This window comes from Thermaerobacter litoralis (assembly GCF_054654595.1).
This window is the reverse complement of sequence record NZ_BAAIES010000009.1, coordinates 33,086-54,768: the sequence shown is the minus strand read 5'-3', so window position 1 is coordinate 54,768 and position 21,683 is coordinate 33,086. Positions and strand designations below refer to the sequence as shown.

16 protein-coding genes are annotated in these 21,683 nt (G+C 69.5%); 7 read left to right on the top strand and 9 right to left on the bottom strand.

The genetic code is table 11. The annotated features are described in order from the left end of the window. Nucleotides 1–270: 270 nt before the first annotated feature. From ACYQ02_RS07430 to serS, 5 genes are all read right to left on the bottom strand, one after another. Nucleotides 271–816: a class I SAM-dependent methyltransferase gene (locus tag ACYQ02_RS07430; protein WP_460039822.1), complete on the bottom strand. Its 546-nt coding sequence runs from the start codon at nt 814–816 to the stop codon at nt 271–273. A 146-nt stretch (nt 817–962) separates the two neighbouring features. Continuing rightward, entirely contained in the window at nt 963–2,366 is a 1,404-nt protein-coding gene (locus ACYQ02_RS07425) for a transposase (RefSeq protein ID WP_460039821.1), read from the bottom strand. Between the two features lie 463 nt (nt 2,367–2,829). Beyond that, nucleotides 2,830–3,336, bottom strand: a complete 507-nt coding sequence (locus ACYQ02_RS07420) for a DUF8173 domain-containing protein (RefSeq protein ID WP_487248084.1) — start codon at nt 3,334–3,336, stop codon at nt 2,830–2,832. 137 nt (nt 3,337–3,473) lie between these two features. Next, a complete protein-coding gene (locus tag ACYQ02_RS07415; protein WP_460039819.1) occupies nt 3,474–4,862 on the bottom strand; it encodes an NUDIX hydrolase in 1,389 nt (462 codons plus the stop codon). Between the two features lie 207 nt (nt 4,863–5,069). Next, nucleotides 5,070–6,350, bottom strand: a complete 1,281-nt coding sequence (gene serS / locus ACYQ02_RS07410; RefSeq protein ID WP_460039818.1) for a serine--tRNA ligase — start codon at nt 6,348–6,350, stop codon at nt 5,070–5,072. A 527-nt stretch (nt 6,351–6,877) separates the two neighbouring features. Here serS and ACYQ02_RS07405 point away from each other — a divergent pair. Next, the gene (locus tag ACYQ02_RS07405; protein WP_460039817.1) at nt 6,878–7,393 is read left to right on the top strand and encodes a DUF1572 family protein; all 516 of its coding nucleotides are present in this window, start codon (nt 6,878–6,880) and stop codon (nt 7,391–7,393) included. 220 nt (nt 7,394–7,613) lie between these two features. Here the strand turns inward: ACYQ02_RS07405 and ACYQ02_RS07400 are convergent, their stop codons facing one another. Together ACYQ02_RS07400 and ACYQ02_RS07395 are read right to left on the bottom strand one after the other, a co-directional pair. After that, complete coding sequence (locus ACYQ02_RS07400) at nt 7,614–8,045, bottom strand: PadR family transcriptional regulator (protein WP_460039816.1); 432 nt, start codon at nt 8,043–8,045, stop codon at nt 7,614–7,616. Between the two features lie 165 nt (nt 8,046–8,210). After that, a complete protein-coding gene (locus ACYQ02_RS07395; RefSeq protein ID WP_460039815.1) occupies nt 8,211–8,843 on the bottom strand; it encodes a DUF1700 domain-containing protein in 633 nt (210 codons plus the stop codon). 339 nt (nt 8,844–9,182) lie between these two features. On the opposite strand from ACYQ02_RS07395, the gene ACYQ02_RS07390 reads away from it, so the two are divergent. After that, complete coding sequence (locus tag ACYQ02_RS07390; RefSeq protein ID WP_460039814.1) at nt 9,183–10,226, top strand: thermonuclease family protein; 1,044 nt, start codon at nt 9,183–9,185, stop codon at nt 10,224–10,226. A 184-nt stretch (nt 10,227–10,410) separates the two neighbouring features. Here the strand turns inward: ACYQ02_RS07390 and ACYQ02_RS07385 are convergent, their stop codons facing one another. Next, nucleotides 10,411–12,006, bottom strand: a complete 1,596-nt coding sequence (locus ACYQ02_RS07385; protein WP_460039813.1) for an MFS transporter — start codon at nt 12,004–12,006, stop codon at nt 10,411–10,413. A 1,039-nt stretch (nt 12,007–13,045) separates the two neighbouring features. On the opposite strand from ACYQ02_RS07385, the gene ACYQ02_RS07380 reads away from it, so the two are divergent. Together ACYQ02_RS07380 and lysA are read left to right on the top strand one after the other, a co-directional pair. Further along, a complete protein-coding gene (locus ACYQ02_RS07380; RefSeq protein WP_460039812.1) occupies nt 13,046–14,008 on the top strand; it encodes a hypothetical protein in 963 nt (320 codons plus the stop codon). A 545-nt stretch (nt 14,009–14,553) separates the two neighbouring features. Next, nucleotides 14,554–15,891 carry a diaminopimelate decarboxylase gene (lysA, locus tag ACYQ02_RS07375; protein ID WP_460039811.1) on the top strand — a complete coding sequence of 446 codons (1,338 nt, stop codon included), beginning with the start codon at nt 14,554–14,556 and terminating at the stop codon, nt 15,889–15,891. 161 nt (nt 15,892–16,052) lie between these two features. Here the strand turns inward: lysA and ACYQ02_RS07370 are convergent, their stop codons facing one another. Continuing rightward, complete coding sequence (locus ACYQ02_RS07370; RefSeq protein ID WP_460039810.1) at nt 16,053–17,054, bottom strand: PH domain-containing protein; 1,002 nt, start codon at nt 17,052–17,054, stop codon at nt 16,053–16,055. 496 nt (nt 17,055–17,550) lie between these two features. On the opposite strand from ACYQ02_RS07370, the gene ACYQ02_RS07365 reads away from it, so the two are divergent. The 3 genes from ACYQ02_RS07365 (at nt 17,551) to ACYQ02_RS07355 (ending at nt 21,558) form a co-directional block, all read left to right on the top strand. After that, the gene (locus ACYQ02_RS07365; RefSeq protein WP_460039809.1) at nt 17,551–19,218 is read left to right on the top strand and encodes a peptide ABC transporter substrate-binding protein; all 1,668 of its coding nucleotides are present in this window, start codon (nt 17,551–17,553) and stop codon (nt 19,216–19,218) included. A gap of 369 nt (nt 19,219–19,587) precedes the next feature. Next, on the top strand, nt 19,588–20,499 hold the full coding sequence (locus ACYQ02_RS07360) for an ABC transporter permease (protein ID WP_460039808.1): 912 nt from the start codon (nt 19,588–19,590) through the stop codon (nt 20,497–20,499). Nucleotides 20,500–20,529: 30 nt separating this feature from the next. After that, the gene (locus ACYQ02_RS07355) at nt 20,530–21,558 is read left to right on the top strand and encodes an ABC transporter permease (protein ID WP_460039807.1); all 1,029 of its coding nucleotides are present in this window, start codon (nt 20,530–20,532) and stop codon (nt 21,556–21,558) included. Nucleotides 21,559–21,683: the final 125 nt, after the last annotated feature.

Below are 21,683 nucleotides of genomic sequence, written 5' to 3'. Positions count from 1 at the left end.
CTTCTCGCAGAAAAGGGTGTAGGTAAGGGGCGGTATGTCATGCGCTGGAACCCTCGTTCTCGCTGTTATATGTCCCTCGAGCGCCAGGGGATCCACCGCCGGCGAGAGAAGCGGACGGCCACCACGCCGGCGGCCGGGACGCAAGGCGCGTAGTGGAACGTTCCCCGGGTGAAGCGCGGCCCGGGCCGGGGTTGCGACCCGGGCTTTTGCAAGGGCGTGAAGTGCGTCACCACGGCCTTGGCGGCCGAGGAAGCCTGGGCAGAGCCTCCCTCAAACAACTCCTGAAGGTGCATCCTTCTCAGCGATGACACAAACCGCCGGCGCGATGGTGAGAACTTTGGTTTCTCGCCGAATTCGCACAAACCCGGCCTGTTGCAAGTCCCGGGCTAACTGATCGGCGAATTCGTTCAACCCGGGTGCGTCTTTCCCGACGGGCTGGTAGGTGATGGCGATGCGGCCGCCCGGATCGAGCCAATTGTGAAGTTTTCGGCACACATGGGGCCTATCGGCCCAAAATTGCGCGGAATTGATGGAAAATACCTTAGAGAACGTATGCGGAAAACCCGGCCACTCCTCGATGGTTCCCGTAAACAGACGTACCTTGCCCTGGCGCACCGCCTTCAGATTACGCCGTGTCGCCTGTACGCGCATCGCCTCGGAGTGATCGATCCCCGTGACGGTACCCCCGTCGACCAACCCGCTCGCCAAGGTAATACCGACCCCTGGCCCGTACCCGATTTCCAGGACCCGATCATCGGGACGGATCTCCAACAGCGACAGCGTCCACTCATTGCGACGACGGGTGGTTGCGGCCATGACCATTCCGGCCACATGGCCCCAAAAGAGCCTGTTGCACCGACCCTGAGAGATCGGACCTAGTGGGAACGTACCGGGTCGATTCGGCCATGTCCCGTGGGCTGACGGTCAGGACGGGGTAGGCCGGCGGCCCGATCGTTCCCCTGCTATGCCAAGCCCGCCACCGTACATTCAAAGGGCAAGGTGGCGGATCGCTCCCTGACCCTCCGCCAGAGCTTCAGCAAGTTGTGGGTCAAGCAAAGCAGCTTCCACTCGCTATCACACGCCGCCAGACCCCGACGGAGGAACCGGTCGGCGCCTCGCACGGTCTTGATCTGCCCGAACACGGGCTCCACGGTCTGGCTGCGCTTGGCGTAGATCGCCTGCCCTCGCCGGGTCCGCAGCTTGCGTTCCATCCGCTCCCGCAGGCTCAGCCCCTTCGGGATCCGGCCTCGCGGAGGGGGTGCATCCTTCACCGCCTGACGATGCTTCCACTCCTTGCTCGTCGCCAGGAACAGCTCCGGCCCCTCGGCCGGCGCCTGCTTCACGTTCGCCTCGCTCCAGTACCCCGCGTCGGCCACCACGGCGCGGATGGGCTTGTTGACGCCCGCGGCCCGCAGGTTGGCTTGCGCCTGCTGGAGCATCGGGTGGAGTTGGCCCACGTCGTTGGCGTCCTGCGTCACCGCCGCGGCCACGATGAGTTGGTCCTCCGTGACCACCGCCTGGGCGTTGTACCCTTGCACAAAGCCCTGCCGGGTCTTGAGGATCCGGCTGTCCGGATCCGTCACGTTGGCTTTGGCCGCCGGATCCACCGAGGCATCCGGCGCCTTCGGCTTCCGCCCCCGCCGCTTCTTGCCAGTCGCCTGCTCCTGGGCTTTCCGCTCCTCGATGCGGGCCTGCTGCCGAGCCGCTTCCCGGGCCGCCTCTTCCTCCAGCCGCCGCTTGCATGCCTTCAGCCGCTCCAGCCGGCTCTGGCGGGAGCGCAGTTCCTCCGGCAACTCATCCCCACGGCGCCCGGGGCCGTACCGCTCATCTTCTTCCCGGTCCGTGGCCTCCGCCTCCCGCAGCATCTTCTCCACTTCCTGGCGAATCACATCATACGTTCGGTTGGCCGCCAGCGAGGCGTTGGCCTTGACTTTCGTCCCGTCCAGTGCCACCACGCCGACCTTCCCCAGCCCCGCTTCACGGCACAGCCGCAGCACCTGGGTGAACAGCGCGGCCAGCTCCCGTGCATGGCGCTGGCGGAAGCGGGCGATGGTCACGTGATCCGGCTTCTGATTGGCGGTGATCACCCGGAAGGCCACGTCCTCGAGGCACAACCGCTCGATCCGCCGGCTCGACCGTTCGCCGACGCAGTAGGCGTACAGCAGGATCGTCACCATCAGGGTCGGGTCGTAACTCTCTCCGCCCCAACCGTCGGCGCGGTACTTCTCGTAAAAGGCCCGCAGGTCCATCTGCTCGACGGCGTCGATCAGAAACCCGGCCAGATGATCCTCAGGCAGCCAGTCGCGAAGGCTCGGTGGGAGCAGGTACAGTTGGTCACGGTTCACCGGGCGGAAGTTGTAGGCCATAGGAACACCTCAGGCCATGGCGAATTCCAACCGATGCTTTCACTTAACCTCCCGTGGCTGCAATCCTGCGGAAATACCTGGGTTCGTGAAACAGGCTCAAAAGCCCCTCGGCTTTCGGAACTGTTCGGCAAAGCGATGGCGAAGCCCCATGGAAGGATCCTCCTTGACCAGAGCCCGGACGTCCGTACACCGCGGCCGCTGGACAAATCGCTGTTACAGCGAGAAAGATGCGGTGGCGCGTTTCTGTTTTCGGCGGCATGACTGCTCCTCCCTGTATCTTGCCACGGTAGACGCTCATGGCTCGGGTTTCTTTAAGACGTGACAAGAGGACGTCGCCTGCATATGCGGCCCTCTGAACGACCAGGCATCCACGCCGGAAGCGTAGGGCGGACCCCGCACGCGGGGCGCTCCCTAGTTGCCTAGAATCGCCTTGCAGACCCGCCAGCAGCCATACGGGGTACCCCTACGTGCCGCCATCGGTGCGGCCCGGAGGCGCCGGCCCCGAAGGCACCGCGTCCCGGGTGCCAAAGCGCGTCTGGATGACCGCGCCGATGGACAGGCTGGCAACCACCAGGCCCGCCAGCCAGCCGATCACCGGTACGTACCGAAGAAAGGCGAGCGCGAACACGCCCACCCCAAGCGTTAACAACGGATCGCGTCCGGCGGAGATCCTCCGGCCAAGAAGCATGGCCACGGCCATGTAGCCGCCTAGGCGGGCCAGGGCGTAGACGAAGACCATCGCGAGGGCAACGGGGATGCCGACGATCGTGATCGCTACCAGGAAGATGGCGGGATAAAAGAGGCCCATCGCCACCAGGCCGACCAACCCGGTGCGCCACGGGTCGGCTTCAAGAACCTGCATCCAACGTCCGACCTGCTTGGGGAAAAGTACGTGGACCAGAACGGCCAGGGCGAAGAGCCCGGCTGCACGACGATGGCGAGCGGGTCTTTGAGGTGATCCGCGGCCCACACGACGTAGATGGAATCCACCGCCCTGGACCTGACCGTCACGGTTCGCGCCCCGCGCTCGGCCAGACCAGGCAGCAATTCATTGCCCGTCGCATGGCTCCGCCTAGACCCCCGTCACGGCGATCGGTTTCGGTGGTGCTACGGCCGGGAGGATAGCTGCGGAAAGAACAAGGCCCGGGCCTGTCGCACAGCCGCCTGCATCCTCTCCCGATTCCCCGCGGAGTAGACCGACGCGAACTGCTCGGGGGTCAGAAATAGCCGCAGCCGGTGATCGGGTGTGGGTTCGAAGGGCAGGACCTGCTCTACCATGGCGGCCATCAGCACGATGTAGGTCGGTTCGGAGTAGTAGTTCGAGCAAAGGGCGCCCAGATACTCCACCTTGCCCAGGGTCACCCTGGCTTCCTCCAGGGCTTCCCGTCGGGCCGTTTCCTCCAGGCTGCGGTCGCCCCGCTGGACGTGGCCGCCGGGGATGTCAAAGCCCCGGGATTGAAGGGTGACCGCGACCTTCCCCTCCGGGGTGATAGCGATAACCCCCACGCTGGTGACCTGTTCGAAAGGAGGTATGAAGTCTTTCGGCACAGGAGTCAAGGTGACCCGGTGGCGGCTGGCCGGCAGCAGGTCCGTGCGCCGCCGGTCCTGAGCCGAACGGGCCCGGTCACCGGCGTTCCCGGCACCGGCTGGGTGGGCGGAGTCCCGCAGGGTGCTTTCCTTACCGTGGATCCCCCCGAGTTTCGCCGGAATATGTACCGGACGCTCAGGGCGAAGCACCAGGAGGACACCCTGTCGCCCGTCGGCGATCACCCGTACGGTCTGGCCCACCAGAGCCGGGGCGGGCAACCAGGCGACGGACATGTAGCCGAAGCGGTCCCTGGGGACCTCCGGTGGAGGCAGGCGGTCATGCCGCGGGGCGAGATGAAAGCCGTCCTCTGCATCGAGCACCACGACCTGCCGGCCTTGGCGCAAAAGGGAAGCCAGTTGCCCGTTTTCCCAAAGGGGCCGGCGCCCGGTGAGCAGGATCACGGCGGGATGGCCGCCCGGATCGGGGTTCTGTCCGCCGGTGGCCGGTTTGTCCGGGTGGCCATGCCAATCATCGACGCAGGCCACGACGCCCTCGCAGTCGAAGGCACCCCACACGAACCGGGTCTCGCTCCACTTCTCATACAGTCCCGTTTCCCGGGGCCACCGTTCTTCAACCGTCCAGGGGACCGGGCGCGACGCGGCCCTCTCGGTGCAGCGTCTGACGGTCACCTGGTGGTTGTCGAACTCCAGCTCGACGAGAACGGACCGGGGTCCCAGGGACGGGTACATACTCCGGTACCTTCTCCGAAGATCCTCGACCAGCTTGTCCATGTCCAGCAGGTTCTCGATGTAGCAGGCATTGCGATCCCAGCGCGTGGTCTCCCGGTAGCGCACGACACCGTCCGAGACCTCCAGGTAGTAAACCTCCCGGCCCCAGTGCACCTCGAGGGCGATGGTCTCGGCGGTCACCTCGGCGACCAGGGTTGGCCTGCCCGTGGAGTGGTCCATTGATTGGCGTGCTCCTCTCCCGCCGCGGCAGGTCACCGGTCCGGACCCACCGGCAGGCCCACCGGCGCCTGCGGATCCCTTCCGTTGGGGGTGGCGGGTGCCGGGCGGGGCGCCGGGCGTCTCTGCAAGAGATTCCCTGCCGCGGCGCTGCCGCCTGCCGCCCTCCCCCGGGACTGCCCCTCGGCGGCCGTTACGCTGCCGTTACGGTTACGCAACCCGAGGGACCAGTGCCTCCAAGCCGCCCATGTAGGGCCGGAGTGCCTCCGGGATGCGGACGCTTCCGTCTTGCCGCTGGTGGATCTCCAGGAGCGGGATCAGGATCCGGGGCGAGGCGACGGCGGTGTTGTTCAGCGTGTAGGCGTACCGGACCCGCCCGTTCCTGTCCCGGTAGCGGATGCGAGCGCGGCGCGCCTGGAAGTCGTGGAAGCTGGAACACGAATGGGTTTCTCCGTACCGGCCGCGGCTGGGCATCCAGGTCTCGACGTCGTGTTTCAAAACCTGTCCCTGTCCCATGTCGCCCGTACAGGCTTGCACGACCCGGTAGGGCAGTTCGAGGGCCTGCAGGATGTCCTCGGCGTTCTTGAGGAGTTCCTCGTGGTAGCGGCGGGAGGCGTCGGGATCGGCCTCGCAGATGATCACCTGCTCCACCTTCCAGAACTGGTGGACTCGGTAAAGGCCGTGGACGTCGCGGCCCGCGCTGCCGACCTCGCGTCGAAAGCACGGGGAGAGTGCGCAGTAGCGCCGGGGCAACTCGTTCTCCTCGAGGGTCTCATCCATGTGGTAAGCCACCAGCGGGACTTCGGCGGTGCCGACCAGGTTCAGCTCGTCCCGCTCGAGCCGGTACACTTCCTCGCGTCCCAGCGGGAAGTACCCCGTGGCCGTCATGGCCTCGTCCCGGACCAGCACCGGTGGTGCCAGCAACGTATAGCCCCGCCGAAGCAACAGGTCGACGGCGAACCGGAGGACGGCCCATTCGAGGAGGGCCCCCTCGTTCTTCAGGAAATAGGCGCGGGAACCCGCCATTTTCACCGCCCGCTCCGTCTCGATGATCCCCAGCAGCTGCCCGAGTTCCATGTGGTCGCGTGGAGGGAAGGGAAACGAGGGCGGCTGGCCCCACCGGCGGATCTCGACGTTGTCTTCGTCGGATGAACCTACCGGGGACGAGGGCGCAGGCGGGTTGGGCAGGCACAGCAGGAGGTGCTGGAGCCGGTTCTGGACGTCCCGCAGCTCGGGTTCCAGCTGTGCCAACCGCTCCTTGAGCACGGTCGCGCGGGTGAGGGCCGCGTGACGCTCCTCCGGGGGCAGGCTACCGATCCTCTTGGATAGGGCATTGCGCTCCGCCCGCAGGCGCTCGACGACGGCGAGGAGCTCGCGCCGGCGCCGGTCCAGGGTGACCGCCAGGTCTACCGTTTCGGGGTCGAAGCCCTTGAGTCGGGCCGCTTCCCGGATGCGCTCGGGCTCCTTGCGAAGCAGTTCCGGATCGATCACGATCGTCTCCTCCTTCGGCACTGCAAAAAAGAAACTCCCGCCCTTCCGGGCGGGAGTCGTCCCGCGGTGCCACCGGACTTGGCGCCGTGACGGCGCCCGCTCGTGCCGCGTATCGGGCGGCAGCCGGCCGCCTTCCCACCAGGCCTGTGCACGCGACGGCGCGCGAACTGCATCCGTGGCTCGGCGGCGGGCTCCCGGGCGGATTCCCCAGGCGCGACCTACCGGCTTCCACCGTCCCGGCTCGCTGGGAGGCGCGCTTCCCGGGTACTCTTCCCGTTCATCGCCTTCGGAAATCGGAGATGGCCAGACCCCGTTGTCTGTCACGACGCTATCACGGATCCAGCGAGCGGGTCAACGGACCGAGGGATCTAACAATAGGAACCAAGAAGAAGGGGGGCCGGGAGGCGCAGGAACCGCCCGGCACGATGTGCAACGAACTCTCTACGCGCGCCCTCGTTCGGAGCCCGGCGCCACGCCGCCGGCCGGGAGGCGAGGTGCATGATTCCCAGCCCAGGGAGGGAAGGCCCGTGCACGACCTGGTGGACGGCCCACGGTTGGCGGAGGTCTACCTTGAGGCGGTCAAGAGCCGGTTCCGCTACATCAAGGACCTCGCCGAGCGGGCGCTGGCGCAGGTGGACGACGACGCCCTCGCCTGGTCTCCCGGCGGGGAGTCCAATAGCATCACGGTCCTCATCAAGCACTTGAGCGGCAACATGGTCTCCCGGTGGACCGACTTTTTGACCTCGGACGGCGAGAAGCCCGATCGCGACCGGGATGCCGAGTTCGTCGAAGAGCGGCTGCCCCGGCAGGAGCTGATGGCGCGCTGGGAGAGGGGGTGGCGGGCGCTCTTTGCGGCGCTGGATGCCCTGAGGCCGGGCGACCTGCTGCGGACCGTGTCCATCCGCGGCGAGCCGCACACCGTGATCGACGCCATCGAGCGCCAGCTGTTCCACATCTCCTATCACGTGGGCCAGATCGTCTACCTGGCCAAGGCCAGGGCTGGCGAGCGGTGGCAGAGTCTCACCATCCCTCGCAAGCGATGATCGGGCCCGGGGGCCCCTGCGGTGACCGCAGGTGTCCGGTGACTCAGGGGACTCAGGCGGCCCATCGAGGAAGGGCGAGCGACCGGCGCGGGGAGATTGCGGCCGTCGCCAGGGTCGCCAGGGCGAGGAGTGCCCGATTCCACGGCGTTACGACCGTGGTCGTCCCAGCCGGGAAGACCCGTTCCTCGGAACGGGGCATCACACCGGGCGGATTGTACGGTCACGGCCCGGCTCCACCGCGCAAGGCGATGGTGGGGTCCGGGGCCGAACCGCCGCGTCCCGCTGCCGGTCCGGCTGTGCCCGCCGCGGGCTGGCCCGCCACCACCGCGTCCACACCGCGCGCGAACCGGTGCCACTCGTCTACCCAGCGGTGGAGAACCTGCTGGCCGTGGGGCAGGATGCGGTAGTACTTGCGAGGCGGACCCTGTGGCGAGGGCTCGAAGTATCCCTGGACATACCCGGCCCGCTCCAGGCGGGCGAGCACAGGGTAGATGCTTCCCTCGCTGACGAGGTGAAGCCCGCGCCGCCCGAGTTCTTCCACCATCTGGTATCCGTAACGGGGCTGCTCGGCAATCAGGGCCAGAAGCAGCATGTCAAGTACGCCTTTGAGCAACTGGCTGCCGCGGGTTTCGTCCCGACTACGGGCGGGCACGGCTTGGGCCACCTCCTCCAGCAACGGTGATTTGAGATTGTTCGTATACCCAAGACCTATACCCAAGACCTACCGAAAGCCCAGAGGGCGCCCCCTCATCCTCGCGACCGTGGTACCCTGGTTGGTAACCGTGGCATCCTGACCTGGAATGCTAGAGTCTTCTGCCTACTGAACGGAGGCCGGTGCCCGCGGCCGACCAGGGTCCCGGAGGATCGCCAGCCCGCTGATCGCCATGCAAGCTGCCATGACGAGCAGTGCCTGCCACCGTGGGACCGCGAAGAGAGTCCATTGGGGTACCCAGGGCATGACCGGGCTGAGGAGCAGCATGCCGGTGAATGTGCCGATCACCACCGCGACCCACAGGCGCCCGTAACGCTCGTTCGCGCTATTCGCCAGCCATCGCCCGCCCAGCCGAGGCGCAAACAAGATCCAGATGCCCGTTGCCATCCACAGCACCTGAACGAGATGAGCCGCCTCCACCGCGACCACTGGCTGGAACAGGACGGCCGGCAGCAGGGTGAAGAAGACTGCCAGCGCAATGGGGTGTGCCGCAAACAGCAACTGTTCCCATCTAGACGGGTGGCTACCCACGGCGCGCCGCCACTCCTCGGCGAACCGGGCGACGTCTCCGCCGATCACGGTCTCGACGGATTTGCCGGCCGCCACGGCTTGCTCAAGGTGGGCCCGCAGCTCCGCCGCCATCTGATCGATCTGCGGCCGGGGGAGTCCTGCCGTGGCCCAGTACACGATGCACGAGTCAACGGCCTCGGTGACGGGGTTGTCTGGACCGCGCACCATCACGCAACCCTCCTGGTCCTGATGTGTCTTGTAACGCAAGGTACCGCCTCGAGCATAGTTGATGGTATCGTGTTTTGCAACATAGTCTATGCGAGCCCAATATACAGGGCCGCCAGGCGGCTGGCGGCACAAGCTAAATCCAGGGCCGCCGCTGGCCGGCCGCGTAGCCTCACAGGGCGTGGCCCTTGACGGTGCCCGCACCCGCGGCAAACAAGTAACGTTGGTATGGTGCAGTACCTGTGACGGGGAACCCGGCGCGGTGCCATCGTCACCGGGAGCAGAGCCAGGCCAGATCCCGCGATCCCGCACGCCAAGGACCTGGGGAGGAGTGGGCAAGCGATGGAGACCCTGGCGGTGCGCGAACCTGCAAGCACCGGTGTGCCGGCGCGGGGCCGTCCCAGCAGGGCTATTCTCCGGGCAGTTCTGCTGACCGTGCTGGTTCTCGCCTTCGCCGCCAGCCTGGCGGGGTGTGGCACTGCAACCCACCAGCCTGCACCGGCGGAGACTGGCACGCCGGAGGTGGCGCCGTCCGGTAGGGAATCGGGCGGGACCGATGGGAGCCAGTCCCTGGGAGCGGCGACCGGTGCCGCAAGCGAAAACGCCGAAGCCTCCACCGGTACCGGCGACGGCAAGGATCTTTCGGCGGCGGGCCGGGTGCAGTCTGCCGCGGAGCAACCGCGGGCAGGGATCACCCTGGCCCGGGTGGTCCAGGTGGTCGACGGCGACACTATCGAAGTCCAGCCCCTGGCCGGGGCGCCGCTCCCCGCCACCCGCATCCGGCTGATCGGTGTCAACACCCCGGAGATCCACGGCCGGGTGGAACCCTATGGCTTTGAAGCCGCTCGCTTTACCGAGCGCCAGCTGGCCGGCCGGCAGGTGTGGCTGGAGAAGGACGTCTCCGAAACGGACCGGTACGGGCGTGCCCTGCGATACGTGTGGCTGGTGGAGCCGCCCGCCGACCCCGCTCCGGCGGACGTCCGCCAGAGCATGTTCAACGCCGTCCTGGTGCGGGAGGGTTATGCCCAGGTGGCCACCTACCCGCCCGACGTGCGCTACGCGGATCTGTTGGTCGAGCTCCAGCGAGAGGCGCGGCAGGCGGGCCGGGGCCTCTGGGGCGAAACCGGCGGCGCTTCCGCCGGTGGCGGCGGGTCCCGGTCAGGCGGTAGCGGCGGGTCCCGGTCAGGCCGTGCGGTCGCCGGGGCCGGTTCGTCCGGCGGGGGCGGCCGGGCCGGCTGCGACCCGGCCTATCCCGACGTGTGCATTCCGCCGCCGCCGCCCGATCTGGACTGCGGCGACCTCTCCTACCGCAACTTTCGCGTCCTGCCCCCCGACCCGCACCGGCTGGACGGCCGCGACCGCGACGGCATCGGCTGCGAGTCGTGACCACGAGTCGTGACCCAGCGTGCCCCACCCGCCGGCCCTTGCTCGGGGCATGGGCGCGGGACCCTGCTGGGGGCACCGCTCGCGAGACCCCGCTCGCAGCAAGGTTCGAGGGGCGCGGCACCGGCCGGGTTGCCTGTCTCTGGGGCGCGGGCCTGCCCGTGGCCGGGCTTCCCCGCGGCGGCCGTCACAGCGGGGTGGCGGGGACCTCGGCCGAACCGGCTGCGCCGGACCCGGTCGAACCGGGCGAGCGGCGCCGCAAGGCCTCGGCCGTTTCGGCCAGCCGGAAGATGGCCAGGCCGCCGAGGCTGGTAGCCACCGTGAGGGACCAGAGGGCCACCATGCCCAGCCGGTCGGCGATCAGCCCGCCCCCCAGGGGCCCGGCCATCCAGGCCACCCCGGCGATGGTCCCGGCCAGCCCCTGGTAGGAGCCCCGGCGATCGGCAGGAGCAACCCGCGCCACGGCGGCACTGTACGACAGCGCGTGGAACACCTCGCCCACCGTGATGATCACCATCGCCGAGGCAAAGACGGCGTAGGCCGTCCACTCCGCCGTGAAGGTCAGCAGGCCGAAGCCCGCGGCGTGCAGGGCGGCGGAGGCCTTCAGCATCCCGTCCAGGGTCCAGCCCCGCCGTTCGGCCCAGGCGGAGGCCACCGGAGTCAGGGCGACGACCAGCACCGCGTTGAGGCTCCAGAGCAGGCCGTAGGCCGCTTCGCTGAACCCCCGGCGCGTCATGTCGACCGGCAGGGCCGTATGCAGTTGGGCATACGGGAAGAACAGGCCGACGCTGCCCACGGCCAGCAGCACCACCGTGACGAGTCCCTGGGCATGCCAGGCGGCCAGTCGCGTGTGCCAGGCCGGCCGGGCCGGAACCGGGTTGGCGACCGGCCGCCGCGGCCCCGGCGAGATCTGTGGCAGCGGGCCCGCCGCAACGCCTGCACCACCGGAATTCCGCGCGGGGTGCGCCTCCGCGGTTGCCGCGGCCGGGCGGGCGGGCTCATCCCCTGGGGTGGGGACCCGGACCGAGGTGGCCCCTGCGGCGTCCGCGGGCCTGCCGGAGGGATCGCTGGCGGCTTCCGCAGGGCTTGCAAATCCGGCCTCCGCAAGCTTGCCGGAGGCCGCCCCGGCCCCGTGGCAAGGGCCGGCAGGCTCCCCGGCAGCGGTTCCGGCCGTCCCCGGGGCGGGCGTTTCCGGGGCGAGGCCGGTGAAGGGGCGGGTGCCCCGCCGGCGCCGCCGGCGGAGCGCCTCCCCGTAGGAATCGGGAACGGCCCTGAGGAGAAGCAGCGCGAAAGCGGCATAGGTCAGGGCGTCCGCCCAGAAGACCGCCCGGAAGGACCAGCTGGCCAGGAGGCCGCCCAGGGCCGCGCCTGCGGCCACGCCCAGGTTGTTGGCCATGTAGAGAAGCCCAAAGACCTGCCGCTCCCGCCCGGGGACCAGGTCGCTGACCAGGGCCTGGGAGGCAGGCCGGAACAGGCTGATCACCAGGCCGAAGACGACGGTGACGGCTGCGTAGGTGGCGGCCTCCTGCCGCCAGCCCAGCATGAAGGAGCAGGCCGCGGAGCCGAGCAGGCTCCAGAGCAGGACGGGCTTTCGTCCTGCGCTGTCGGCCAGCCGGCCGCCCAGGGCGGCGCCCAGGGTGGCAGCCAGCGAGTGGAAGAAGGCCACCGTGCCCGCCCAGGTCAGATCCCGACCCAGCACCTGCACCACGAAAAGGGTTGTCAAGGGGAAGACCAGGCCGCTTCCCAGGGAGTCGACCACCTGACCGGCGGTGAGCCAATACACGGAAGGTGGGAGTCCCGAAGGCACCACGGTCCTGACCAGGCGGGCCATCCAGGCCGCGGGCGGGCAGGCTCCGCCTGGGCGGTTGGGTCGCCTGGCCCCGCCGGTGCGGCCCGGCTGCCCGGCGATGCGTTTCATGGGATGGCACTCTCCTTCTTCAGGTCAACGGGTCACCCTGCGGATCCTTGCTGGGGATCCCACAGGGAACGCCGCGCTGGACACGGCGCGGGCGCTGCGCCGTGCCTAGCGCACCTCTTGAACCGGCACTTCCCCGGCGCCGCGCCACCGCAGCGCGTCTCCTGCACCGGCACTTTGCCGGCACGACACCGCTGCAGCGTACCCCCTGCGCCTGCTGCTGCGCGGATACTACGCCGTCGCCGACCCTGTGCCGGCGTGCGTGGGTGCTACGCCGCCAGTGCGCCTCTTCGGGGCCGGCGCTCGATGGGCACGGCGCGGTAGCGGCGCCGGCCCAGGGACGGGACCGCGCCGGTCCAGCGCCGGCGGTGCACCGGGTTGCCTTGGATTGCGCGGATTGCGGGGACCGGCCGGCGAGGGTGGCGAGCTTCGCTTCGCGGTCGCGAGCCTGGAGGGATCAATGGAGGCCGGGGGGCAGCGTAAGGCAGCCGGCACCGCCCGCTCCAGCCGGTGTCCCCATCCGAGGCGCGGTTGTCCCCGCCCCAGGCTCGACGGTGCGCATGGCTGCCTCCCTCCCCTCGTCTTCCAGAAAGTGGTATCATGAAAGAAAGACATCTGCTTTCTAGCATGCGGCGGGCCTGCCCGTCAACGGGGGCTCCGGGCCGGCTCCAGGTCGCGGCTGGCGGGTGTCGCCCGGCCCGAGCCCTCACCCCGGGTACCGGGGTGTACGGCCTGGCTCGCCCGTACGCGGCAGCAGGATGCTCGCGTTGATGCCTTGCAGGTTCACCGGCCCGCCGGCCTGCCGTTTTACAGGTCTTTTACATTCTCCATAAACGACCGCAACACGGGCCGGGTACCGTAGTCATTGCCATCCCGCACCGGTGCGGGTGGAGAAAGGGGGCGCATCATGAACAACCGCAGGTGGTTGGGCGGCCTGCTGGGCGCCGGGATCGTGGCCGCCGCCGTGGCGGGGATGGTGACCGCCCGGGCCGGCGCGGCCCAGCCGGCGTCCGGCTCTTTGGACGCCTCGTTGGGTGGTCGCGTCGTGGTGTTCCCGGCGGCGGATCGCGATACCGCAGCCGGGGGTTCCTCCGCCACCGGCACGATCGCACAGGATGCTGCCGGCACGGCGGGTGCAGCCCAGGATCCGCCGGCCGATCCGTCGTCCCTGACGGGTACCTTCGTTCGGCGTCTGGCCCAGGCGCTTGACCTGCCCCGGGAGCGGGTGGACGCCGCCATCCGCGAGGTGCTCAGCGGGATGGTGGACGAGGCTGCCCGGAACGGGCGGCTCTCATCCGAGCAGGCCGCGGCCCTGCGCCAGCGGATCGCCCAGGGGCAGTACCGGCTGGTGCCGCCCATGGGGGTGCCGGGCCACGGATGGGGCGGCAAGCACCGGCCCGGCGGGCCGTTCCTCCGGGAAGGCCAGCCGGCGCGCCTCGGCGGCTTGCTGCAGGCGCTGAGCGACACGCTGGACTTGACTCCGGGCCAGATCCTGGACCGGCTCTGGCAGGGCAAGACCCTGGCTCAGATTGCCGAGGAGCAGGGCGTCTCCCGCCAGCAGGTCACGGACGCTATCATCGGCCCGGCGAAGCGGCGCCTGGACGCAGCGGTGGCCGCCGGGCGGCTGACCCCGCAGCAGGCCAGCCAGCGGCTCGAGCGGCTGAAGGAACGAGGCAACGCCCTGCTGGACCGGAAGTTCACCCCACCCGGCGCCGCCCGTAACGATGAAGCCGGCGCCTCCCGTTCGGCCGCAAGCGGCGATGCCGGCTCTGCCCGTGGTGAACCCGCAGCTTCAGTCAGGGGCACCACCGGGACGGCGCCCGTCGTGCCGCCAGACGGTGGGGAAGGCTTCGGCGCCGGTGCGATGTGAATCGGGCGTGGCGAGAAGCTCGCCACGGTGACGGGAAGGAGAAGCACGGAAAGCAGCAGCTTCGTGGGCAGTGGCACCTGCAGCGGCAGCAAGGCCGACGGCGAGCGGGCCCCAAGGGGGCCCGTCTTGTTGAACCTGGGAGCCAGTGGGCGAGTTGGGTGAGCTGGCGGGGCGGAGCCAGCCCACGCGGGGCGCGGCTAGCCCACCCGTTGGGCGAAGCACTGCCGCCGGCCCAGGGTGAGTGTCGAACCAGGCGGCGAGACCAGCAAAGTGGCAGGGCGCCCCAAGGGCTGTGGCGGGTACGCCATCCCTGGGGTGGCGCCTTGTCCCGGCTCGGATGCCTGTGCTAACCTAACGCCAACCCGTGCCAAATCCCGGCGAATCCCACCCCGGACCGTCTGCACCTCGCCGGCCCGGGACCGTCCGTGACTGCCGGGCTTGCCGGGAGCGGTGCGTGCTTTGGTTGGTGCCTTTGGTTGCGTGTCTTTGCTTGAGCACAAGCCGGACACCCGGAGTACCGCCGGCATCAGCAGGAGGAGAGCGCCTTGCCGCAGCCGGAGCTGCAGTCCCGTACCACCTGGCCTCCGCTGGTCACCAGCCCCCGGGGGCATCTGGTGATCGGCGGCGCCGACGCCGTCGAGCTGGTCGAACGCTTCGGAACGCCCCTGTACGTCCTGGACGAGGCCGTGATCCGACAGCGCTGCCGCGCCTACCGCGAGGCCATGGGCGGCGCCGGCGTCATCGCTTACGCGGCCAAAGCCCTCTGCACCACCGCCATCCTCCGCATCATGGACCAGGAGGGGCTCTGGGTCGACGCCGTCTCCGCCGGCGAGCTCCACACCGCCCTGGCCGCCGGCTTCCCGGCCGGCCGGATCCTCCTGCACGGGAACAACAAGAGCGACGAGGAACTGCGCCTGGCCATCGAGACGGGAGTGGGCCGGGTCGTCGTCGACAACTTCCACGAGCTCGACCGCCTGGCCGCCATGGCCCGGGCCGCGGGCCGGTCCGTACCCGTGCTGCTGCGGGTGGCGCCGGGGGTCGAGGCGCACACCCACGAGTTCATCCGCACCGGCCAGCAGGAGTCCAAGTTCGGCTTCGACCTGGCCACCGGCCAGGTCCTTGACGCCCTGGACCGCGTGCTGGACGAACCGGCCCTGGACTGGCACGGCTTCCACTGCCACATCGGCTCGCAGATCCTGGCCGTCGAGCCCTGGGAGCAGGCGGCCCGGATCATGATGGACCTGGCCGCCGAGGCGCACCGGCGCACGGGCCGGTTCGTCCGGGAACTGGACCTGGGGGGCGGCCTGGGCATCCGCTATGTCCCGGGCGATGAGCCGCCCTCCATCGCGGAGACGGTGACCCGCATCCGGACCGCCGTGGAGCGGGCGGCGGGTGAGCGCGGCCTGCCGGTGCCGCGGCTCATCCTGGAGCCCGGCCGCTCCATCGTGGGCGAGGCCGGGGTCACGCTGTACACGGTGGGGTCCGTCAAGCGGGTTCCGGGCCTGATGCCCTACGTGGCCGTCGACGGCGGCATGGCCGACAACCCCCGCTACGCCCTCTACCGCGCCCTCTACACGGCCGTGCTGGCCAACCGGCCCCTGGACGAACCGGCCGAGAGGGTCTGCCTGGTAGGCCGCTACTGCGAGTCGGGCGACATCCTGATCCCCGAGCTCGACTTGCCGCGGGTTGAACCTGGCGACGTGGTGGCCGTCTTCAGCACGGGCGCCTACAACTACAGCATGTCCAGCCAGTACAACCGCTTCCCGCGGCCTGCCATGGTCCTGGTGCGGGACGGGGCGGCGGAGGTCATCGTGGAGCGGGAGACCTACGACGATCTCCTGCGCCACGATCGCATCCCGCCGTCCCTGGCGAAGAAGGGTTAGGGTACCGCCGCCCCAGGTTGGGCGATGGCGGTCTTCCGCGGTGGCCTTCGGCGGTCCCCCTTCCGCGGCCCGCTCTTAAGGGGGCTCGTCGTCAGCGGCTCGCCTTCAGCGGCTTGCCTTCGGCGGCGCGTCGCCGGTGGCCCCTCGTCGGTTGGGGTGAATCACCCGCCGCGGCGCGGCTGGGGGCTGCGGCCGCCTGCGACGATGGCGTGGGGGCAGCGTTGCTCCAGGACGGCGATGAAGCCGTCCCGGTCCGCGGGGGACACCAGGACGGTCTCCCCACGGTCGGTTTCGATGGCCACCCGGCGCAGGGACGGCGCGGGCCCAGCCACCGGGTTCCACGTCGGCCGGACCCGCCGGATGCGGTGGAGCGGCACGTCGAAGTCCATCAGCCCCACCCGGATCTCCAGGTGGGTCGGCGTGACGCGGTAGTAGGACGGGCGCCAGAAGGTCAAACCCACGACGACCAGGTACGGCCCGAGGGCGATGAGCCCGACGATGGCCGTCTCGTCGCCCCGGAGCGCCATGTACACGGGAAGGAGCGGCGGGATCGCCGTCAGCAGGATGAGGATCTTGCTGCGGGCGGCGGGGAAGTCGATGACGTCCGGCCCGGCCTCGTCCCGCCGCGTCCCGGCCGGCGGCCTCCGCCCCCGTCCCAGGAGCCCCACCCGGTAGACCGCGGCGCACCCGCCGAGCACCAGCGCCAGCAGGGCCACGATCCACAGGAAGAACCAGGGCGTCAGCCCCACCCACCAGCCCATGCCGACGGCGATGACCCCGGCCGTCAGGTGGAGCCAAGCGCCCATGATGAGCACCTTCACCCCGCGCAGCAGGTAGCGGCTGGTCCGGGCCATGGCCGCGGCCGTCTCCGGTCGCGGCTCGATGGGCCAGTTGAGCAGCGACGCCGGCCATCGCATCATCGCGGTGAGCAGCCCGTAGACGAACACCCCTGCCCCCAGCAGGCCCCAGAGACTGGCCTTGGCACCGAAGCCGTCGGCGTCGCCCCGCAAGTTGAAGTGGATGGGGATCCGGTCCGGCAAATCGGGCCACGCCACCAGTCCCACAGCGAGCGTTGTGAGAAGGAGCAGGAGGGCCAGGCCCTCCAGGACCCACTCCACCGGCTCCAGCGGGCGGCGCCAGGCCGCATCCAGCTCACGGGGCATGGCCAAACCGTGCCTCCTTGACCGCGTCCCCCGGCGACCCTGTTGGGCGCCGGAGGGCACCCGGGGGCATCGAGGCCCACCGGCCTGTTTCTGAAAATTTTACCATAGGCCGGAGCGTCGTGCCGGTCCGGCTTGTTCCACCGCACCTTGGACTGGACGCCGGACGGGACGCTGGCGAGCCGGAGGAGCCGGTTCGTCCCCGGGTTCAAGCCCCTGGTTCGCCCCGAGTCCGCCCCTGGCCCGCTCCCGGTGTGCCGCGGGTCCGTCCCTGGTTGGTTCTAGGTTCCGGGCGCGCCGCATAGGGACAGCGGTGGGGCCGGGACCCGGCGGCCGTCGATCGGGGCCGGACAAGCAGGAAGTGGCCCTTTCGACTAAGAAATACCCGAGGTGTCGCAAGATGGGGAGACCGGTGACGGCGCCGGCCGGATCCCCGGCCCCGAATGGGGGAGCGACGATCGACATCATCCCCCGGATGGGGGCGGGAGGGGTAGCTGCGGTGCAACACGGTGGCGGTAAGCGCACCGTTTTCAGCCGTCTTCGCCGCCGCGGCGGCGCGATCCTGTCGGTGCTGGTGCTGGTCGCCCTGGTGCTTGGCGGCTGCGGGGGGCCGGGTTCGTCCGGTGAAGGCGGCTCGGGCGGCGACGAGCAGGTGCTGAACGACAACATCGGCTCCGAGCCCCCGACGCTGGATCCGGCGCTGATGACGGACCTCACCAGCTTCCAGATCGTCAACTCGGTGATGGAGGGCCTGACGCGGATCGGACCCAACGGGGTCGAACCCGGCATGGCCGCGGAGTGGGAGGTCAGCGACGACCAGCTGACCTACACCTTCCACCTGCGGGATGCCGTCTGGCAGAACGGCGATCCCGTCACCGCGGAGGACTTCGTCTACGCCTGGTTGCGGGTGCTCAATCCGGAGACGGGCGCGCCCTACGCCTACCAGCTCTACTACATCAAGAACGCCGAGGCCTACAACAGCGGCGAGATCACCGATCCCTCCCAGGTCGGGGTCAAGGCGCTGGACGAGAAGACCCTCCAGGTGACCCTGGAAGCGCCGACGCCCTACTTCCTCAGCCTGACCGCCTTCCCGACCCTGATGCCGGTCCACAAGGCGACCGTCGAGTCCAACCCCGACTGGGCCGGCGAGGCGGCGACCTACGTGGGCAACGGGCCCTTCAAGATCGCCGAGTGGGTCCACGACAGCCATATCGACCTGGTGAAGAGCGACACCTACTGGGACAAGGACACCGTGCGGCTCGAAAAGATGCACATCGTGATGGTCAACGAGGGCAGCACGGCTGAGACCATGTTCGCCAATGGCGATCTGGACTCCAACGGCAGCCTCAACCCCCAGGACATCCCCCAGCTGCTGGCCAGCGGCGAGGCGAAGACGTCGCCCATCATCAGCGTGACCTCCATCTACTTCAACACCACGAAGAAGCCCTTTGACGACCCGCGGGTGCGCAAGGCCTTCACCCTGGCGCTGGATCGCAAGGCGATCGTCGAGCAGGTGCTGCAGGGTGGCCAGAAGCCGGCCCTGGCCTTCGTTCCCTTCGGCATCCCCAACCCGGTGACCGGCAAGGACTTCCGGGAAGAGGGCGGGGACTACTTCCAGGACGCCGACGTGGAGACGGCGCGGCAGCTTCTGGCCGAGGCCGGATACCCCAACGGCGAGGGCTTCCCCAAGGTGACCTACCTCTACAACGACAACGACACCAACCGGGCGCTGGCCGAGGCCTACCAGCAGATGTGGAAGCAGAACCTGGGGGTCGAGGTCGAGCTGCAGTCCATGGAGTGGAAGGTGTACCTGGAAACCACGAAACAGGGCAATTATGACCTGAGCCGTGGCAACTGGGTCGGCGACTACCTGGATCCGATGACCTTCCTCGACTTGTGGGTCACGGGTGGCGGCAACAACCGGGTCGGCTGGTCCAACGCGGACTACGACCGGCTGATCGACGAGGCCAAGTCCACGGCCGACCAGCAGGTCCGCTTCCAGAACATGCACGAGGCCGAGAAGATCCTGATGGACGAGATGCCCATCGGTCCCATCTACTTCGGCGTCAACGTCTACCAGGAGAAGCCCTACGTGAAGGGCGTGTTCCGCACGGCCCTGGGCACCACCGACTACAAGTGGGCTTACATCGAGGGCAAGGGCCAGTGAGGGAGAGGGCCGCGGAGGGCCCTGGCGACATGGCTGCAGACCCTCGCGAATCCAGAGGCGCGGGCGGGTGGGGCCGTCCAGGACAGCCTGGATCGCCTCGGCCCTGGGCCACGGGGCGAGGGTGCGGGGTGGCGCAGGGGCTCCCACGCCGGCTGTGACGGCGGCCGGGACGGCGGGCAACGGACACGGCGGACGTCCCGGGGCGGGCCCGGCAGGAGCTGGCCCCGCCCCGGGGACATGCCCGCTGGGGGCGTTCCCGGGCCCGCGGCGCTGGGGGGCCGCGGGCCCGGGACCCGTCCTGGCAACGGCCACCCGACGGCGGGGGATCGTCCTGGCAGGGGCCAAGCCGACGACGGAGGAGGCGTGACGGTGCAGTATGCCGGCCAGCGGCTGGTGGTGACGGTCATCACCCTGTGGGCCATCGCCACCCTGACCTTCTTCATGATGCGGGCCGTCCCCGGGGGGCCCTTCGACGCCGAGAAGGACCTGCCGCCTGCCGTCAAGGCGAACCTGGAGGCCCGTTACCACCTGGACTGGCCGGTCTGGCGGCAGTACCTGGACTACCTGCGCCGGACGGCGGTCTGGGATCTGGGGCCTTCGTTCACCTACCCGAACCGCACGGTGAACGACATCGTCGCCGACGGGTTTCGGGTCTCGGCCGCCCTGGGCGCCCTGGCCATCGGCGTGGCGCTCCTGGCAGGCATCGGCGTCGGCGTGGTGGCCGCCCTCTACCACGGCCGGTGGCTGGACCGGACGGCGATGTTCGCGGCCACCCTGGGCATCTCGGTCCCCAACTTCATCCTGAGCGGCCTTTTGATCTACGTCTTCGCCTTTCACCTGCGCTGGCTGCCGGCCGGGTTGTGGGGCAAGCCCGCCCAGGCCGTCATGCCGACCCTGGCGCTGGCTGCCCTGCCGACGGCGGTGATCGCCCGGCTGGTGCGGGCCAACATGCTGGAGGTCCTCCGCCAGGACTTCATCACCGTCTGCCATGCCAAGGGGCTCAGCCCGGCCCGGGTGGTGTTCGTCCACGCCCTGCGCAGTGCGGTGCTGCCGGTGGTGACGTACCTGGGCCCCCTGGCGGCGGGCGTCCTGACGGGCAGTTTCGTGGTGGAGAACATCTTCGCCATCCCGGGCCTGGGCAAATACTTCGTCCAGAGCGTGACGAACCGCGATTACTCGGTCATCATGGGCGTCACCATGTTCTACTCCGCCCTGTTAGTGGTGGCCAACGTCCTGGTCGATGTGGCCTACCGGCTGATCGACCCGCGGATCCGGCTCTAGGCCCCAGCGCCGTCGAGGGAGGATGACCGCATGGCAAGCCGATCCCTTCATCCCATGCCGGGGCTTGGGCCCGCCGCCGGGACCGGTGCCGCGGCGGAGCCGGCACCCCGGGCGGGTGGGACCGGTGAAGCAGGCCGCGGCGCAGGCCCGGGCCGCCATCCTGCACCGGTCTGGGCCGGACCGGGTGGCGAAGGGCCGCCCGAGACGCTGGCGGCGCCGGCGCCCGGCTACTGGCAAGAGGCCTGGCGGCGGCTGCGGAAGAACCCGCTGGCCATGGCGGGCCTGGTCGTCATCGCCCTCATGGTGGTGGCGGCGGTGGTCGGACCGATCCTCTCGCCCTACGGGTACGAGGAGCAGGTCCTGGCGGAGGCCAACCAGCCGCCCAGCGCCGCCCACTGGTTCGGCACCGACCACCTGGGCCGGGACATCTTCACCCGCGTCCTCTACGGCGCCCGGATCTCCCTGGCCGTCGGCATCATGGCCAGCCTGATCGGTCTGACCATCGGCGTCACCTACGGGGCCATCGCCGGCTTCTACGGCGGCATGGTCGACAACGTGATGATGCGGATCATCGACGTGATCTACGGGTTGCCCTTCATCCTGTACGTGGTGCTGCTGATGGTCGTCCTGGGGCCGGGCCTTGACAACGTCTTCATCGCCCTGGGGGCGGTGTACTGGACGGGGATGGCCCGTATCGTCCGCGGCGAGGTCCTGAGCCTCAAGCAGCGCGAGTTCGTCCTGGCCGCCCGGGTCATGGGGGTGCCGCCCTGGCGGGTGGTCTGGCGGCACCTGGTTCCCAACGCCGTCGGCCCCATCCTGGTCACCATGACCCTGCTGGTCCCCGAGGCCATCTTCAGCGAGGCCTTCCTGAGCTATCTCGGGCTCGGGGTACAGGCGCCCATCGCGTCGTGGGGCGTGCTGGCCGCCGAGGGCAACCGGGCCCTGCGGGCGGCGCCGTGGGCCCTGTTCTTCCCCGCCGGGTTCATCTGCCTGACCATGCTGGCCTTCAACTTCCTGGGGGACGGGTTGCGGGACACCCTGGACCCGCGGCTGCGCTGACGCCCGCCGTGGGCGCCGGACCCGGGCGGAATCCCCGGGTTCGGCGGGGCGGCAGGCCAGGGCGACCAGGGCCACGGCCCGGCGCAACCCGGACCCTGCGAACGCACGGTGCGCGACTGAGGAGG